Origin of the sequence: Amycolatopsis balhimycina FH 1894, from assembly GCF_000384295.1 — a bacterium.
Taxonomy (GTDB): Bacteria; Actinomycetota; Actinomycetes; order Mycobacteriales; family Pseudonocardiaceae; genus Amycolatopsis; species Amycolatopsis balhimycina.
In genome coordinates, this window is the sequence record NZ_KB913037.1 from 4,509,097 (window position 1) to 4,525,008 (window position 15,912).

At 69.1% G+C, this 15,912-nt stretch carries 16 protein-coding genes, 1 tRNA gene and 1 pseudogene; 12 read left to right on the forward strand and 6 right to left on the reverse strand.

The genetic code is table 11. The features are described from left to right. Positions 1–1,017, reverse strand: a complete 1,017-nt coding sequence (locus A3CE_RS0119895; RefSeq protein ID WP_020641867.1) for an AAA family ATPase — start codon at positions 1,015–1,017, stop codon at positions 1–3. Then, the gene (locus A3CE_RS0119900) at positions 1,014–2,519 is read right to left on the reverse strand and encodes a VMAP-C domain-containing protein (RefSeq protein ID WP_020641868.1); all 1,506 of its coding nucleotides are present in this window, start codon (positions 2,517–2,519) and stop codon (positions 1,014–1,016) included. Before A3CE_RS0119900 ends, A3CE_RS0119895 begins: the two co-directional genes overlap by 4 nt. 306 nt (positions 2,520–2,825) lie before the next feature. On the opposite strand from A3CE_RS0119900, the gene A3CE_RS0119905 reads away from it, so the two are divergent. The 5 genes and pseudogenes from A3CE_RS0119905 (at position 2,826) to A3CE_RS56615 (ending at position 5,911) form a co-directional block, all read left to right on the forward strand. Next, on the forward strand, positions 2,826–3,569 hold the full coding sequence (locus A3CE_RS0119905; RefSeq protein WP_020641869.1) for a hypothetical protein: 744 nt from the start codon (positions 2,826–2,828) through the stop codon (positions 3,567–3,569). Positions 3,570–3,826: 257 nt separating this feature from the next. Next, positions 3,827–4,165: a CU044_2847 family protein gene (locus A3CE_RS0119910; protein ID WP_020641870.1), complete on the forward strand. Its 339-nt coding sequence runs from the start codon at positions 3,827–3,829 to the stop codon at positions 4,163–4,165. A gap of 10 nt (positions 4,166–4,175) precedes the next feature. Continuing rightward, positions 4,176–4,490, forward strand: a complete 315-nt coding sequence (locus A3CE_RS56610) for a hypothetical protein (protein WP_125591919.1) — start codon at positions 4,176–4,178, stop codon at positions 4,488–4,490. A gap of 394 nt (positions 4,491–4,884) precedes the next feature. Continuing rightward, positions 4,885–5,301: pseudogene (locus A3CE_RS60060) on the forward strand (AAA family ATPase); the annotation flags it as partial. Positions 5,302–5,734: 433 nt separating this feature from the next. Further along, positions 5,735–5,911, forward strand: coding sequence for a hypothetical protein (locus A3CE_RS56615; protein WP_020641871.1), 177 nt, complete (start codon positions 5,735–5,737; stop codon positions 5,909–5,911). Between the two features lie 46 nt (positions 5,912–5,957). Here the strand turns inward: A3CE_RS56615 and A3CE_RS56620 are convergent, their stop codons facing one another. Beyond that, positions 5,958–6,104 (reverse strand): hypothetical protein, encoded by a 147-nt coding sequence (locus A3CE_RS56620; RefSeq protein ID WP_020641872.1) that lies wholly within the window; start codon positions 6,102–6,104, stop codon positions 5,958–5,960. A gap of 133 nt (positions 6,105–6,237) precedes the next feature. On the opposite strand from A3CE_RS56620, the gene A3CE_RS0119925 reads away from it, so the two are divergent. Genes A3CE_RS0119925 through A3CE_RS0119935 form a run of 3 tightly spaced genes read left to right on the forward strand, consistent with a single transcriptional unit; the run spans position 6,238 to position 8,505 of the window. Then, positions 6,238–6,489: a hypothetical protein gene (locus tag A3CE_RS0119925; protein WP_020641873.1), complete on the forward strand. Its 252-nt coding sequence runs from the start codon at positions 6,238–6,240 to the stop codon at positions 6,487–6,489. Continuing rightward, positions 6,476–7,093, forward strand: a complete 618-nt coding sequence (locus A3CE_RS51395) for an RNA polymerase sigma factor (RefSeq protein ID WP_020641874.1) — start codon at positions 6,476–6,478, stop codon at positions 7,091–7,093. Before A3CE_RS0119925 ends, A3CE_RS51395 begins: the two co-directional genes overlap by 14 nt. Continuing rightward, the gene (locus A3CE_RS0119935) at positions 7,090–8,505 is read left to right on the forward strand and encodes a hypothetical protein (protein ID WP_020641875.1); all 1,416 of its coding nucleotides are present in this window, start codon (positions 7,090–7,092) and stop codon (positions 8,503–8,505) included. Before A3CE_RS51395 ends, A3CE_RS0119935 begins: the two co-directional genes overlap by 4 nt. A gap of 347 nt (positions 8,506–8,852) precedes the next feature. Here A3CE_RS0119935 and A3CE_RS59605 read toward each other — a convergent pair whose 3' ends face one another. Both A3CE_RS59605 and A3CE_RS0119945 read right to left on the reverse strand, forming a co-directional pair. Further along, entirely contained in the window at positions 8,853–9,218 is a 366-nt protein-coding gene (locus tag A3CE_RS59605; protein WP_342668220.1) for an ATP dependent DNA ligase, read from the reverse strand. A 61-nt stretch (positions 9,219–9,279) separates the two neighbouring features. Beyond that, positions 9,280–9,352, reverse strand: a tRNA-Thr gene (locus A3CE_RS0119945). A gap of 180 nt (positions 9,353–9,532) precedes the next feature. On the opposite strand from A3CE_RS0119945, the gene A3CE_RS0119950 reads away from it, so the two are divergent. From A3CE_RS0119950 to A3CE_RS0119965, 4 genes are all read left to right on the forward strand, one after another. Then, positions 9,533–11,035 (forward strand): threonine/serine exporter family protein, encoded by a 1,503-nt coding sequence (locus A3CE_RS0119950; RefSeq protein ID WP_020641876.1) that lies wholly within the window; start codon positions 9,533–9,535, stop codon positions 11,033–11,035. An 82-nt stretch (positions 11,036–11,117) separates the two neighbouring features. Further along, positions 11,118–12,560 carry an alpha,alpha-trehalose-phosphate synthase (UDP-forming) gene (locus A3CE_RS0119955; protein ID WP_020641877.1) on the forward strand — a complete coding sequence of 481 codons (1,443 nt, stop codon included), beginning with the start codon at positions 11,118–11,120 and terminating at the stop codon, positions 12,558–12,560. Positions 12,561–12,598: 38 nt separating this feature from the next. After that, positions 12,599–15,130 (forward strand): trehalose-phosphatase, encoded by a 2,532-nt coding sequence (gene otsB / locus A3CE_RS0119960; RefSeq protein WP_020641878.1) that lies wholly within the window; start codon positions 12,599–12,601, stop codon positions 15,128–15,130. Positions 15,131–15,217: 87 nt separating this feature from the next. Continuing rightward, positions 15,218–15,745 (forward strand): hypothetical protein, encoded by a 528-nt coding sequence (locus A3CE_RS0119965; protein ID WP_020641879.1) that lies wholly within the window; start codon positions 15,218–15,220, stop codon positions 15,743–15,745. On the opposite strand, the gene A3CE_RS55290 is transcribed toward A3CE_RS0119965, so the two are convergent. Beyond that, positions 15,723–15,905: a DUF397 domain-containing protein gene (locus A3CE_RS55290; RefSeq protein ID WP_084641645.1), complete on the reverse strand. Its 183-nt coding sequence runs from the start codon at positions 15,903–15,905 to the stop codon at positions 15,723–15,725. The two genes, A3CE_RS0119965 and A3CE_RS55290, sit on opposite strands and share 23 nt — an antisense overlap. Positions 15,906–15,912 lie beyond the last annotated feature (7 nt).

Here is a 15,912-nt window from a genome sequence, read left to right on the forward strand (position 1 = left end):
TCAGTCCGTTCCCCGGACGTTGAGCCGCCGCCACAGGGTGTCGCGCAGCACGTCCCAGCTCGCGTCGTTCTGGTGGGCGCCCGAGGTGGTGAGGTGCACGGCGTTCAGCAGCTGGTCGTTGGCGAGGCCGCCCTCCCGGCCGCTGTTCGCGAGGAACTCGTGGATCAGGTCGTCGCTGCGCGAGGGCACGTCGTGGAAGTGCGCCGCGACCATGCTGACGAGCTCTTCGAAGCCGGGCTGAGGCATGTCGAGCCGCAGGCAGCGTCGCAGGAACGCGGGCGGGAAGTCCCGCTCCCCGTTACTGGTCACCACCACGACAGGGAACGCGCGGCACCGCACGTGCCCTTCGCGCACCGTGGCCCGGCCGCCGCGGTCGTGTGTGAAGACGGTGACTTCCGGCTGGGTGGCGGCGATGCGGGTCAGCGGCTGAATTTCGAAGTCGCCGTCCTCGAACACCGCCAGCAGGTCGTTGGGCAGGTCGATGTCCGACTTGTCGAGCTCGTCGATCAGCAGCACGCGTGGCCGGTCGTAGGGCAGCAACGCGGTGCCGAGCGGCCCGAGACGGACGAACGCGCCGATGCCTGCGCCATCCTCCGCCGCCGCGGCCTGGACCCGGCCGATCGCGTCGTAGGTGTACATCCCGTCGCGGGACTCGGTGCGGCTACTGATCGGCCAGCGCAGCACCGGGCCGAGCCCCAGCTCTCGCGCGATCTTGTAGGCCACGCTGGACTTGCCGGTGCCGGGGTTGCCGGTGATCAGCAGCGGACGTCGCAGCAACAGCGCTGCGTTCACGGTCAGGATCTCCTCGGGCGCCGCGTCCCGCGCCGAGGCCACGGCCGGCACCCCGAGCCGCCGGACGAACTCGGCGTCGGATGCCGGCGGGACCGGCAGCGGCGGCCCGCCGTCGAACGTGCGCCAGCTGGGCGGGGCGGGCAGTTCGGCGGCCTCCTCGACGGCGCGCGGCGGCAGCCCGTGACCGTGGTAGAGGCACCATGGCGGGATCTCGGCACCACTCATCGCACGGGCACCTCCTCGATCGGGGCAGCAGGCGGGTCCTGCGGCTCGACGGGCCTTGCCGGGTCGTCCCACAGCAGCGAAACGCGACTGCCGACGTGTGAATCGGGTCGGGCCGCCTGTCGGGCCCGACCGCGCAGCAGGCGTAGGTGTTCGACGAGCTCGGGCAGGACGTCGCGCAGGGACTTGATCTCCGCCTCGAACGCCGGGCGGGCGGACTCCACGCGGTGCCAGATCATCACCGGCACCCCGCTGCGGACCCCCACGAGGACCTCCCCGGGGTCCGCGCTGTCCGGCGCCGAACGCAGCACCAGGGACACAACTTTCTTCTGGGCGGCCAGCTTGGCGTCGAGCGCGGTCAGGTGCCGCCACTTGGCGCCATCGCTCCACAGCCAGTGCTCTTCCGGTGTCGTCAGCCCGGCGGGCACCTGCTTGAGCAGGTCCCACCGGCGCCGCCATTCCCGGTGCCAGCGCGGCGAGCGCGCGCGGTCGAGGCTACGGACGACGACCTGGTAGTGCAGACCGAGCGGGCGGGGCAGCGAGCTGCCTGCCTCCAGGTCCCACTGGTCCACGGGAAGGTTCAGCAGCGAGTACGGGAGCAGGAACTCGATCCGGATCGCCGAGGCGTCCTTCGCCCAGCCGGTCTCGGCCTCGGCGACCAGCTCCGCCATATGCGCGCGGACGGCGTCGAGGTTGCCGCTGAACGGTTCGCTCCGCAGCGGCCGCCAGGCGGCAGGATCGTTGTGCCGCCAGTGAACCACCACGAGCGTGCCGGCTTCGAGGAGGTCCGGTTCGATGCGGACGACGAGGTAGGCGACGACCTTCTCGGCCACGGCCGGCTCAGTGGCCTGCATCAGTCGGACGGCCTTGATCTGCTCGGTCATGCCCAGGCGCGCGGCCTGCCGGTCGTTCCACGCACGCAGGCCCGCCGCGCGCCGGTCGTCGGCGGCGGCGGCCGCGAGGTACTCGACGAACAGCAGCAACGGCGGAACCCCATCCGGTTGCGCGTTGATCCGCTCCAGCGTGGCCAGGGCGTCCGCCGGGCGATGGTCGGCCGAGGTCAGCTCGGCCGCGGGCCCGGCGGCCGCCCGGACCAGCTCAGCCAGCCTGCCGCTGGGATTCTCGCCGAGCAGGTGCAGCAGCTCCTGGCGGTCGTCCTCGGTGACCAGGTCCAACGCGGCCCTGTCTTCGTCCAGCGCGACCATGTCCTCAACGGCGGACCGGGCGCGCTGCACCGGGATCGACCCGGGCTCCATTTGCTCGATCGCGTCGACGAACGCGCTGAGCGCCCGCGGATCCCTCCGGCGGCAGGCTTGCACGATGCCGATCAGGCTCGCCCGGGCGGTCGGGAGTTCCTCGACGACCAGCGGTTTGCCGAGACGGTCGGACAGCAGCTCCAGACAGAGGCGGCGGCTGCCAGGGTCGCGCAGGGGCGGGATCTGCTCCAGGCAGTCGATGAGAAATCCCAGGGAGCTCGGATAGTCAGCACCATTCCACAACGTCACCCCGCCCTCCCTCGCCCTCCGGACCTACCGGGATATCCCAGCCGCACCTGCCGGGACAACCGCAAGCGTGCGATCTCAACCGGACGGCCTATTGCAGAGAGGCCGGACGATCCCGGATCGCACCTCGATCGCCGCGGTGATACCTGAGGTCGTTGGAGGGGTGACGCCTCGGCGATGACGTCTTGCGTCGCCCAGGCCGCTCGCATGACGACCTTGAGCCCGTGCGTGACGGCCGCCGGACCTTCGCGGCGGGGCACCCTGTATAGGCTGACACGGATCGGCGCATCGTCGGCGCAATTACTGCGAATGCCGCAACTCGCTGAACCTCGGCCTTCGGGTCGGCGGAGCCTGGCCGCCTCCGCGGACGCGTCGTTCCGTGTCTGGCACGACGTGCTCCACGTCCACCTCTGGGAAGCCGTCGCGTTCTTCACCGTCGTCGAAGTGCTGCTGCTCGGCTCCGGTCTGGCCATACGCTCCAACCTGAAACGAACGGGCCGCCCGGGCATGTACGGGTCGGTCGTGTGGCTGCTCTCCGGTTTCGGCGTCGTCGCCGCCCTGCTCGTCTCGGAATGGCCCGGCAGCCTGTGGCGAGCCCTCGGCGGACCAGTGGCCTCGGTACTGGCCCTGCACTTGGCCCTCGGACTCGAACTACGAGCCACGGGTACCCGCCAACGCTTCAGCCGACTCGGCCAGGTCGTCCGGTCGCTCGGCCAGCACCTGCTGTCCTACGCCGGCGCCGGCACCGGCGACCAAACCTGGATCGTCATCCGCCGCGAACGAGCCCTCACCCGCGCAGCCCGCCTCGCCTCCAAACCGAACCTCACCCACTGGAGCCGGCACCGCCTGGCCCGGGCGACACGAGCTTGCGGTGCCGGCCGATCCGAGACGGCGACGGTGGACCTGCTGCGAGCACTCGCCGCGGAGCGAGCCACCGACGCGTTGCTGACCATGCCAACCGTGTCGCCCTGGGACGGCACCACCTGGATCGACGCCCCCGCGGCCGTCGCTCGCCACCCTCGCCAGCCCAAACACGCCAAGCCAACCGACTGATCATGGTGCGACGGGACGCGTCCGGTATAGATCACCGGTCATCGGACACCTAATCGGACGCGCCCCGCCCGACCTCACGCCAGAAACCGGACATTCCAGCCAGCAAACTGGCCGCCCCTGCCGCCATGGGACAGCCCCACCTCGGATCGACGCACCCGCGACGATTGCTCGTCACGCTCGGGGTGCTGTAGCAGTGGGGCCGGCTGAAACGATTAGCAAATCGATATGTGACGGGTGGCTGGACGAGGAGGGGTGGCGTGGAGCCCAGTGTTGTGCAGTACGAGCTCGACGACGAGACCGTGGTGCGGTTCGAGATCGATCCCCTTCCGGGGTTTCGTCCGGCGGGTGTCCAGGAGATCGCTGGGCGAGTCAAGGAGGCCGTGGCGCCGGCGGTGGAGGCAGCGCGGGTCGTGCTCGACCGCGTCCAGCAAGCACGACCTGATCAGGTGAAGCTGAAGTTCGGGATAAAGGTCAGCGGCACTACGAATTGGCTAGTGGCCAAAGCGGCCAGCGAGGGCAACTTCGAGATCGAGATGACATGGAACCCGTCGCCAACACCTTCACCGCCAGCCGAGCCTGGCGCGGCCAAACCCTGAGCGAGATCGCGTGGATGTCGCGCCCCGTCATCGTTCCTGGATAGCCGCCGTCCATGCATCGCGGGACGACTACACGCCGCTTGGAACCGCGGTGGTACTGGACGAGCGTCGGCTGATCACTTCGGCGCACGTGACGCGCACCGGTGATCGCGAGCGACCCCAGCTGTGGGTCGCGTTTCCGATGGCTGGTCCGGATGTGATGCTGACGCGCGTCAAGGTACAACACATCCGCGGCGGCAATGGCGGATCTTGCCGTACTCGAACTCGAATCGCCGGTCCCCGCTGGGGTCTACGCTGCACAGATCCGCTGCCCACCGCCGGCTGAGTTGGAGGGTCTGCGATGGTGGGCGTTCGGCTTCCCTGGTGGGGACTGGCAGGGCAATACTGCCAACGGCAAGCTTGGTCCCGCCCTCGGCTATGGGTGGGTGAGACTCGACAGCGAGTCCCGCTATCTTGTCGAGCCCGGGTTCAGCGGCGGTGGCTTGTGGTGCCCGGACTACGACGCGGTCATCGCGGTCGTGGGCGAGGCCAACCAGCGCGGCGACGGTCGGGCCGTAACTCTGCACCACGCGGACGGTTTCCTTCCGCATGAGAAGATCCGTATCCTCGCGCGATGGAGTATCGGAGCCAGCGACGAGATCGCCCAAGCCGCGTGGGGCTGGACGCTGGCCACAGACAGGGAAGCCGACAGACATTGGCGCCCCCGTGCTCGCGGTGTGATGACTGCAGCGGAGGGCGGACAGCGATTCCGCGGACGACACTCCGCGTTACGTCGGATCATCGCCTGGCTTGACCAGCCCGTAGCGGATCGGAGGGTTCTGGTGGTTACCGGGTCTCCGGGCGCAGGTAAATCCGCTGTTCTTGGCCGAATCGTGGTCACCTCTGATTTCACCTTCCCATCGGCATCCGACGAGATAAACGACGATGATGTTCCCAGGGCGGCCATCGGGTCGGTGGCGTGCGCTATCCATACCAAAGGCAAGACAGCGTTGGACGTGGCCCGAGAAATCGCCCGCGCTGCCTCGACTCCGATTCCGGAACGGGTGGAGGATCTACCCGCACTGCTGAGAACCGCGCTGACGGAGCGCCGAGAGCAGCCAAGTCGGTTCACTCTGCTCATCGACGCCCTGGATGAGGCCAGCACCCCCGCGCAGGCGCGAGCCATCGCCCATGAGCTGATTGTCCCGATTGCCAGCGGATGCGCAGATGTGGGGGCCCAGCTACTCATCGGCACCAGGCGCTACGACAGCGAAGGTGATCTGCTGCGGGTTCTTGAGCCGGGAATCACCACGATTGACTTGGACGCACCTGAGTACTTCGAGGTGACCGACTTGGCCGCTTACGTGGTAGCGACTCTGCAGCTTCGCGGCGCGGCACCAGCACCCGAGGCGGCGTGCTCAAAGCGGAAGCCGCGGTGCGCTACGCCGAGGTCCTCGCCGGCTCCGGCGTGCACACGCTCGGCGACGTGGCCACGCTCCTGTCCGACCTCACCCGGCTCGACGCCGTGGAAAGCCGACTGCGAGCCGTCCCCGGCAACGGCGGCACGACGTCCGGCTCGGCTACCTCTGGATGCTGGCCGACACCGACGAACAGGTCAAACCGGACCGGAAGGTGCATCGCTGGCTGAGTCGTCACCTCGGCCACCAGGTCGACGTCCCGGCCGCGCGACAGCTGCTCGCAGACGCCGCCGTCGAGCTGGGCCGGACGCCATGGGAACTCGACCACACGATCTGGAAGGCCGCCTAACTGTATGAGGCCATGACGTTGGTGACGCCTGCGTGGAGCTGGGATGCTAGTGCACCAGGTCCACCAGCGGGGTGACGGCTTCCACGCTCAGGTAGGTCACGGCGACGAGATCGACCACGACGGGGCGCCGGGCGGCGGACATCGCCGGCGCGAACGCCTCTTGGGCCGTTTGGGCGTCGGCGAGCTTCGTCACTGTGGTGATGATCCAGTCGCACCTCTGTCATCAGAGGCGCTGACCTGCGCAAAGTCCTGCCGCGGCGGCGAAGCGACCCTAACCGGGTAGCTGGCCACGACGCACCGGGGTTGGCTTCCGGGAAGGAGCTGGCGTGACGATGACGGTGGTGGTGATCGGGGTGCTGATCCTCCTGGTCGCGATGCTGTGCGGCACCAAGATCGCGATCGAGGCGCGCCGCGAACGATGCCGCGAACGACGCGAAGAAGAACGGATGAAGACCTCGGCTGGCCTTCCGCGCGGCAGCAGGCTCACCTCGATCGACCCAGACGGGTGCACCCTCGTGGAGATCGACCCGCTGCCCGCCGCAGCACCGGATGGACGGGAACAACATGACCGGCGATGACACGGCCAGCGCCGCCGCGCTCGCTCCGGCCGCAACGAATCCCGCGGCCGGGGCGCAAGAGGTGCACGCTGTCGAAGTGGCCGGCGAGCACGCCGAACCGCCGGAGTTCGCGAACTTCGAGGAGTACTACCGGGCGGACGCCATGCCCTTGGTGGGATTCCTGATGAAGCTCGGGGCCGGAGTGCACGACGCGCCCGACATCGCCCAAGCCGTGCTGGTTGAGATGTTCCGGACCTGGGAGCGAATCAGGTCACCCCGGAGATGGGCGCGCGATAACGTCACCTGGGCCTTGTACAAGATGCCGGTCTCGGCTGTGCACGAGAACCTCGCTGACGTCCTGCCGGACTCGGCGTGCTCCGTGCTTCTGTCGCCCGAGCACTACGCCGAGGTCGCCCAGGCCGCCGAGGCCGTCCGCGCGTTGCTGGTCCCGCTGCCCGAGCAGCAGCGGCTGGTGATGGCCTACCTCATGGACGGCTTCACCCACCGCGAGATCGCACAAGCAATCTGCACTACCCCCGCGGCGGTGGCGAAGGCAGCCGCCCGCGCGCGCATGGCCCTCAAAGACCGAATTTACGCAGACCAGCAACCGCAGGAGGACCGATGACCGCCCACGAGCACCCGATCAGCGATGCGGACCTCGACGCCGTCCTGGGAGCGTCCGCCGCCCGCCTTCACGAGACCCTCGCCCGCAACATCGACACCGACGCCGGGATAGCCGCCATCACCCAGGCCCATACCGCGCCATCGCAGACCGGGCCACATGAGGCTTCGGCGATGCCGCACGCCTCGCCACTCTTCGCGCCGGCACCGAGCGTCTCGCTCAGCCCGGTGATGCATGCAGCTGGCCAGGTGGCGGCCGCCGCGGACCCCTTCGTGGCTGGCGCCGCTGCCGCTACGGGCGCGGTGTTCCTGACTCGTGCGGCACTTCGCGGTCTCGCGACCGCGGACGAGGCGCAAGAACGGCGCGTGAACCGTGCCAATGCTATCGGCTGGGAGGAGGCCTTTGCCGAGGTGCTCATTCGCAACTCCCGCATCGTGCGGCTGCGCGGGCTGGCCACCATCACAAAGGGCGCGCCGACTCCGCCGCCGCTGTTCGTCTACGGAGGCCACTCCCTGTCGGACCTCACAATCTGGTGCGCAGAGATGGACCACCTCCTGCGGCGGGCCGAACACCAGCTGTCCGACGCACGGATCCGCGCAGCTCTTGAGCAGCCGGTGAGCGCATCGGCCCGGGTCGTCTACGAGCGGGTCAGGCGCAGTCTGGTCGACCGCGGACCTGCGCCGGTGCCCACCGCACCGGCTCCTTTCCCATCGGCCTCGGATCCGGTGCACAAAAACGGTCCCATCGACCTGCAGCCAGCGGTCGATGCGATTCTGGCCAGGATGGCCAGCGGAGTCAGCAGCGAAGACCTGGCGGCATTGGCCGAGCAGGCGGCCGAGGTGCTGGCGCAACGCCAGCCGGCCGCTGCCAAAGCACACCTCGACCAGCTGTACCTGATGGCCCACGAAGGACGGCTGAAGCAAGAGCGCCGCGCGAGGAACTCCGAAGCTGCCGCTGGGTGGCTTATCGCGCTCGCACCGCTGGCCGAGGAGCCCGGGAAGCTCTCGGCACACCAGCGAGATGTGCTGGCGAGGCTCGACGCTGTGGTCGCTGAACGCAAGGAGTTGGACGACGAGCTCCTCGATGCTGCCCGTGAATTGGCGGGGATGGCCGCTCGCGCAGCCGCCGATCGGGTCATCAGCACCTCGTTCGCCCGGGAGCTGGTGTTCTTGGGGTACAACGTCGAGGTCACTTGCGGAGCCAGTGACACACCGGAGCACCTGAGTGTCTCGCGTCCGGAATGGGGTGCGACAAGCCACGCGGAGGTCAACATCTATGCGGGTGACCTCGATGCGACCTTCCACGCTGACCCGTCGGCCGGTCAAGCGGATCTGCACGTATCGAACTGGGTCAAGGACGTCGCCGAAGTCAAGCGGCGCACGGCAGAAGGCGGTGTGCGAAGCAGAGAGTTGTGACAAGTGAGCACCTGGACCTTGCGGATGCGCACCCGCGCGGCACAGGTCAGGTGTTCGCATGACGCCTGCCAGCGGTCACGACCGTTTCCCTCCGACGACTGGTTCGGCACGCCAGTGAAAACGGAGATGCAACGGAGCCCCATGTGTCCGCACGCGGGAGCGAGCACTGGTCATCACGGGCTAAACATGCAGGTCAAACGCGTGATCATCGGTGGGCCGCCTGGGGCTCGAACCCAGAACCTACGGATTGAAAGCCTGCGTGCCGCGCCGAGGCACTCCGCGGACCGACCATCCCAGGTCAACCGATGATCAGCAAAGCCGACCAGCTGGACTGACCAGGTCACTTGTCAGGCGGTGTGGCGGACGCGGCATGCGCTGATCGACATACGGAACACGACCTCGCCGCCCAGTTCGGCTTCACCCCAGCAGCCCGGCCGACGTCGATGCGGCGGCGCGATCGCGAACGGATGCCTGCGTCGTTCCAGTGGTTCGAGGCGGGCCTGCAGGCGAGGGCGGTCAGCCTCGGTAAAGCCGGCCTGACGTCGCCGATGTAAACAAATGGCCCGTGTCGGGTCGTGGGCGCCGATCGCTTCCGTTGCACACGAACGATCTCTGTCTGCCAGCCCTGCCGTCCGGCGGGTTTCAAACGAGCAGCACACGGGCCGTTCGGCACAGCAGAGCAAACGGAGACGCAACGGCGCCCCAACGATCATTTACCACAGCAAACCCTGCCCAATTTTCAGGAAAAGCGCAGGTCAAATGCCTCTTTTGCGGAGCCGCCAAGGGGGCTCGAACCCCTGACCTTCTGTTTACAAGACAGATGCTCTACCAGCTGAGCTATAGCGGCCTGGCGCCGGAGCGCCGCACCCAGTGTATCGGGCCGCCCTCCATGATCCGCCCGGGAGGCGAGATCGCCTGGTCCTGGCCACCATGGGGCAACGTGGTGGACGCCACTCCATGATCCATGCAACGGTCGGTGGGTGGCCGTCGATGGTCCGGGAGGAGAGAGCGAGGAGGTGGATGGATCATGAAGATCAACGAGCGCACCAACGGGGGCCAGTCGACGAGATGGCCCCTCCTCGAACCTCCCGGACCGCAGAAGCAGCGGGCCCACCGCCCCAACCTCCTCAAGCGACGCCCGTGGCACGTCCTCGAAGCTCCGACCGGTGAATTCCCCGCTGTCGACGCCGAAGAGGCCATGGGGCCTCAGCTGCCCGACGAGGCCACCGTCAACTTCGTGCTCGACCTCTCCCTGCGGATCGGCGAAGTGCAGATGGCCAGCGGCGCCGGCGCTTCCGACGTCACCGCGACGATCATCGCCATCGCCGGGGCGCTCGGGCTGCCGCACTGCGAGGTCGACGTCATCTTCACGTCGATCACCGTGACCTGCCACCGCGGCACCGACCTGACGCCGATCACCGCTCTGCGCGTCGTGCGCAGCCGGAGTCTCGACTACACCCGGCTGACCGAGACCGAGAAGCTCGTCCGCAAGATCGTCCGCGGGCACATGGGTGCCGAGCAGGCGCAGACCGAACTCGAGCGGATCACCTCCGCGCCGCACCCGTACCCGCGCTGGGTCGCGACGCTGTCCTGGGGCGGTGTCGCCGCCTTCGTCACCATCCTGCTCGGCGGCGGGTTCGACGTCGCGCTCGTCGCGTTCGTCATCAGCGGTGTCATCGACCGGGTCGGCCGGGTCGTGAACCGCTACGGGCTGCCGTTCTTCTTCCAGCAGGTGATCGGCGGCCTGGTCGCAACACTGTCGGCCATGGTCATCGTCAGCAGCGACGTCCTGACCACCGACAAGCCGACGCTGGTCGTGGCGGCCGCCGTCACCGTGCTGCTGTCCGGGCTGTCGACCGTGTCGGCGGTGCAGGACGCCATCACCGGCTACAACGTCACCGCCGCCGGCCGCACCATGGAGACGGCGCTGATGTCGGCGGGCCTGATCGCCGGGGTCGTGCTGGCGCTGCGGATCGCCGTCATGCTCGGCCTGCCGCGCACGCCGTTGCCCGAAGTGACCGGTTCGACGCCGCAGCAGCTGCCGCTCGTCGTCCTCGGCGGCGCCGGCGCGGCCGCCTGCTTCGCGCTCGCGAGCTACTCCAAGATGCGCGCCATGCTGGTCGCGGCGGCCGCCGGAGGCATCGGCGCCGCCGTCTACGGCGCCCTCATGCTGGCCAAGCTCGACGGCGTCAGCTCGTCCGCCGTGGCCGCGACGCTGGTCGGGTTCTGCGGTGGCGTGCTCGCGCGGCGACTCGGCGTTACGCCACTGGTGGTCGCCGTGTCCGGGATCACTCCGTTGCTTCCGGGCCTCTCGACCTACCGTGGTCTGTACCAAATCGGGGTCGAGCCCAGCGGCGACATCTCGACGCTCATGACGGCCGTCGCAATCGGGCTTGCCCTGGCTGCGGGCGTGGTACTCGGGGAATGGCTCGCCCAGCCGGTGCGGACCGGCCTGGGCAGGCTCGAGCGGCGGTTCGCCGGACCACGGATGGCTGGTCCGCTCGAACCGACCGAGCGGAGCTTGGAGTAACCCAGAGGTCACGGACTGTTCATCGCTCACGCGATAGGGTTTCACTCTGGGGCCGCGACCCAGGACGCGAGGAGCAGCAGCTGTGAGTGACCAGAAGGAGAACGGGAACCAGGCCGATTTCGTCGTGGTGGCGAACCGGCTTCCGGTGGACCTCGAACGCACGACGGACGGCGAACGCCGCTGGACGGCCAGCCCAGGCGGGCTCGTCTCCGCCCTGGAGCCGTTCCTGCGGTCGAGGAAGGGCGCCTGGGTGGGCTGGCCGGGCGTCCCCGACGTCGACGTCGAGGAGTTCGACGACGACGGGCTCGTGCTGCACCCGGTTTCGTTGAGCGCCGACGAAGTCCGCGACTACTACGAAGGTTTCTCCAACGCCACGCTCTGGCCGCTCTACCACGACGTCGTCGAGCGCCCGGTGTTCGACCGCGTGTGGTGGAACAGCTACGTCAAGGTGAACCAGCGGTTCGCGAAGGCCAGCGCCGAGGTCGCGGCCCAGGGCGCGACCGTCTGGATCCAGGACTACCAGCTGCAGCTGGTGCCGGCGATGCTGCGTGAGCTGAGACCGGACCTGCGCATCGGCTTCTTCCTGCACATCCCCTTCCCGCCGGTCGAGCTGTTCATGCAGATGCCGTGGCGCGCCGCGATCATCCGCGGCCTCACCGGCGCGGACCTCGTCGGCTTCCACCGCCCCGGCGGCGCGCAGAACTTCCTGTGGCTGTGCCGCCAGCTGATCGGCCTCGAGTCGACGCGCGGCGCGGTCGGCGTCCGGTCGCGGCCGGGCACCATGCAGGTCGGCGACCGGACCGTCCGGGTCGGCGCCTTCCCCATCTCCATCGACGCCGCCGGCCTCGACACCCTCGCCCGCACGAAGGGCGTCCAGGAGCGGGCCGCGCAGCTGCGGCGCGACCTCGGCAACCCCAAGACCGTCATGCTCGGCGTCGACCGGCTCGACTACACCAAGGGCATCGACCTGCGGCTGCAGGCGCTGCACGAGCTGCTGCACGAGGGCAGGCTGCAGCCGGACGACGTCACGTTCGTCCAGCTCGCCACCCCGAGCCGCGAGCGCGTCGAGCACTACCAGCGGATGCGCGGCGAAATCGAGCAGATGGTCGGCCGGATCAACGGCGAGTTCGCCCGCGTCGGCCACCCGGTCGTGCACTATTTGCACCAATCCGTGGACCGCACCGAGCTGGCCGGCTTCTTCTCGGCTGCGGATGTCATGGTCGTGACGCCGCTGCGTGACGGCATGAACCTCGTGTGCAAGGAATACGTCGCCACCCGGCATGACCTGGGCGGAGCGCTGGTGCTCAGCGAGTTCGCCGGCGCGGCCGCGGAGCTCTCTAGCGCATTCCTCGTGAACCCCCACGACCTGGACGGGGTGAAGGACGCTCTAGTGGCTGCCATTACCCTCGACCCGGCAGAGGGCCGTCGCCGGATGCGCGCCATGCGTCGCCAGGTCCTCACGCACGATGTCGATCGTTGGGCGCGCTCGTTCCTGCAAGCGTTGGGTGCCGAAGGAGTCGACTGAACCAGTCCACCCCAAGCACGAGCTCCTGAGGAGGAGTGTTGACTGCCGAGGCCCTGCCCGCCGAGCTACGGCGCGCGATCGTCCAGATCGCCCGTACTCCGCGTCTGCTGGTCGCCTGCGATTACGACGGCACGCTGGCACCCATCACGCTGAACCCGGACGAGGCACGGCCACTGCCGGAGTCCGTCGGCGCCCTCAGATCGCTCGCCGGTCTGCACGAGACCACCACCGCGGTCATCTCCGGCCGCGCGCTGCGTGACCTCGCCACGCTCTCGCGGCTGCCGGCCGAGGTGAACCTCGTCGGCAGCCACGGCTCGGAGTTCGACATCGGCTTCATTCACGCCCTCGACGAGAAGGCGCGGGAGCTGCACCGGCGGCTGGAGTCGGAGCTCGAACAACTCGTGCTGGACGTCCCTGGCGTGTCGCTGGAGGTCAAGCCGGCCAGCATCGCGGTCCACGTGCGCCGAGCCGAGCACGAAGCGGGCCGCCGGGTCCTGGCCGACGTCCACGCCGGCCCCTCGACGTGGGAAGGCGTGTCGACCACCGACGGCAAGGAGGTGGTCGAGCTCGCGGTCGTCCAAACGGACAAAGGCCGCGCGCTGGACATCCTGCGCCACCAGGTCGGTGCGACGGCGGCGATCTTCCTCGGCGACGACGTCACCGACGAGAAGGCCTTCGCCCGCCTGTCCGGCCCGGACCTGGGGATCAAGGTCGGCGACGGCGAGACCCTCGCCGGGTTCCGCGTGCCCGACACCGTCGACGTCGCGCTGGTCCTCGGCTTCCTCCTGGAGGAGCGCCGCAACTGGCTCTACGGCGAGTCGGCGCCGCCGATCGAGCGGCTGTCGATGCTGGCCAACGAGCGCTCGGTCGCGCTGCTCACCCCGGACGCCAAGCTGACCTGGCTGTGCCACCCCGGCCCCGACGCGCCCGCGGTGTTCGCGGACCTGCTCGGCGGCGAGGGGGCGGGCCACTTCTCCATCAAGCCGCACCGCAACGGCCTCCCGCTCGGCCAGCGCTACCTGCCGAACACGATGACGGTCGAGACGCGCTGGTCGCGCCTGCTCGTCACCGACTACCTCGAGCCGGAAAGCGCTCCACACCGGACGGACCTGGTCCGCGTCATCTCCGGCGAGGCGGCGGCGTCCGTCAAGTTCGCGCCGCGTCCCGAGTTCGGCGGCGTGCCGGTGAAGCTGGAAGTCACCGAGGGCGGCGTGCGGGTGCTCGGCACGTCGGAGCCGTTCGTGCTGTACTCGCCGGGCGTCGAGTGGACCATCACCTCCGACGGCCTGCACGACACGGCGATCGCGCTCGTGCAGCCGACGCCGACCCGGCCGGTCGTGCTGGAGCTGCGCTGCGGCACCACGGACCTCGGCCCGCACGAACTGTCCGAAGTGGAACGCCGGGACCGCGCGGGCCGCTACTGGAGCGAGTGGACGTCGAAGCTGCAGCTCCCGAAGGTGCAGACCGACCTGGTGCTGCGCTCGGCGCTGACGCTGCGCGGCCTGGTCAACACCGACACCGGCGGGGTGCTCGCCGCGGCGACGTCGTCGCTGCCGGAGGAGATCGGCGGCGTCCGCAACTGGGACTACCGCTACTGCTGGATCCGCGACGCGGCGATGACCGTGCGGGAGCTCGTGCACCTGGGCTCGCTCGAGGAGGCCGAGGGCTACCTGCGGTGGCTGCACGGCGTGCTCGCCACGCTGGCCGGCCCGGAGCGCCTGCACCCGCTGTACACCTTGGCGGGCAGCGTCATCGGCGCCGAAGCGGTCATCGAGTCGCTGCCCGGCTATGCCGGTTCGCGCCCGGTTCGGGTCGGCAACCTGGCGAACCACCAGGTCCAGCTGGACGTCTTCGGCCCGGTCGTCGAGCTGGTCGGCACCCTCGCGGCGGCGCGCGGCGAACTGCGTGACGAGGACTGGCAGATGGTGCGCGCGATGGCGGAAGCCGTGACGCGGCGCTGGAACGAGCCGGACCACGGGATCTGGGAGGAGCGGCACGTGCCGCGCCACCGGGTCTACTCGCGCGTCATGTGCTGGGTGACCATCGACCGGGCGATCAAGCTGGGCGAGCAGTACGGCCGCGGCATCCCGAGCGGCTGGCCGGGGCTGCGCGAGGACATCAAGACCGACGTCCTCACGCACGGCTGGAACGACGAGGTCCAGGCCTTCACCACGGCCTACGACGGCACGGACCTGGACGCGGCGTCGCTGTTCGTCGGGCTCACCGGGCTGATCGACCCGGCCGACGAGCGCTTCCAGCAGACGGTGACCGCGATCGAGGCGGAGCTGCGCAGCGGGTCCACTGTGTACCGCTACCGCCGCGACGACGGCCTGCCGGGCGGCGAAGGCGGGTTCCACATCTGCGCGGCGTGGCTGATCGAGGCCTACCTGCTCACCGGGCGGCGCACCGAGGCGCAGGAGCTGTTCGACCAGATCGTCGCGGCGGCCGGCCCGACGGGTCTGCTGCCGGAGCAGTACGACCCGATCGCGGAACGGTCCCTCGGCAATCACCCGCAGGCGTATTCGCACATCGGGCTGATCCGCTGCGCCAACCTGCTGGCGGCCAGTTAGCCCTTTCGGTCTGAATCTTCGTGAAGGCCACCTTGAGGAACTACAAGTTCCTTATGGTGGCCTTCACGGACTTCGGAGGTGAGGTGGGTGCAAGGGACGTTCGGCCAGGTCGAGTTCGTACCGCTGCCGCCCCGGTTCGCCGACCGCGTGCGCTGGGGGTCCGTGGTCGTCGGGTGCTCGATGGTCGCCGGGATGGTGCTGCTGTTCGGGCTCACCACGTTCCTGCAGGGCGTCGTCCACGGCCACGTCTTCCCGGACACCCTGCTCGGCAAGGCCGCGGCCGTGCTGCCGCCGCTGGGCGTGCTCGCGCTGGCCGTGCTGGTGCTGACGTGCCGCCGGTGCCTGCGCGGCAACTACCTCGTCGTGGCCAGCGCCCACCAGACGCGCAACGCGCTCGTGTTCACGTACGTGCTGACGCTCGTGCTGATTCTCGGGTCCTTCGCCGTGCCGATCGTGTTCCGGGTGTGGCGCGACTCGCCGGAGCTGCGGGCCCCGGACCTGCTCACGACGATCTCGACGCTCGCCTTCGCCACCGTGGGCTTCCTGGCGGGGATGTTCTACGTGCGGCCGTCGATGCAGACGCTGCGGAAGTTCAGCGACCACCCGATTTGGTGAGGAAAGCGGTCCAGGCGGCGGCGCTCAGGTGCAGTTCACCCTCGGGCGCCTTGGAGTCTCGAACGGCGACCGGTTCACTGAAAGAAACCTCGACACAGTCGCTGTTGTTGCCACTGGTGCTGTAGCTGCTCTTGAACCACCGAGTGTCTACAGTGGACATGGCAGCC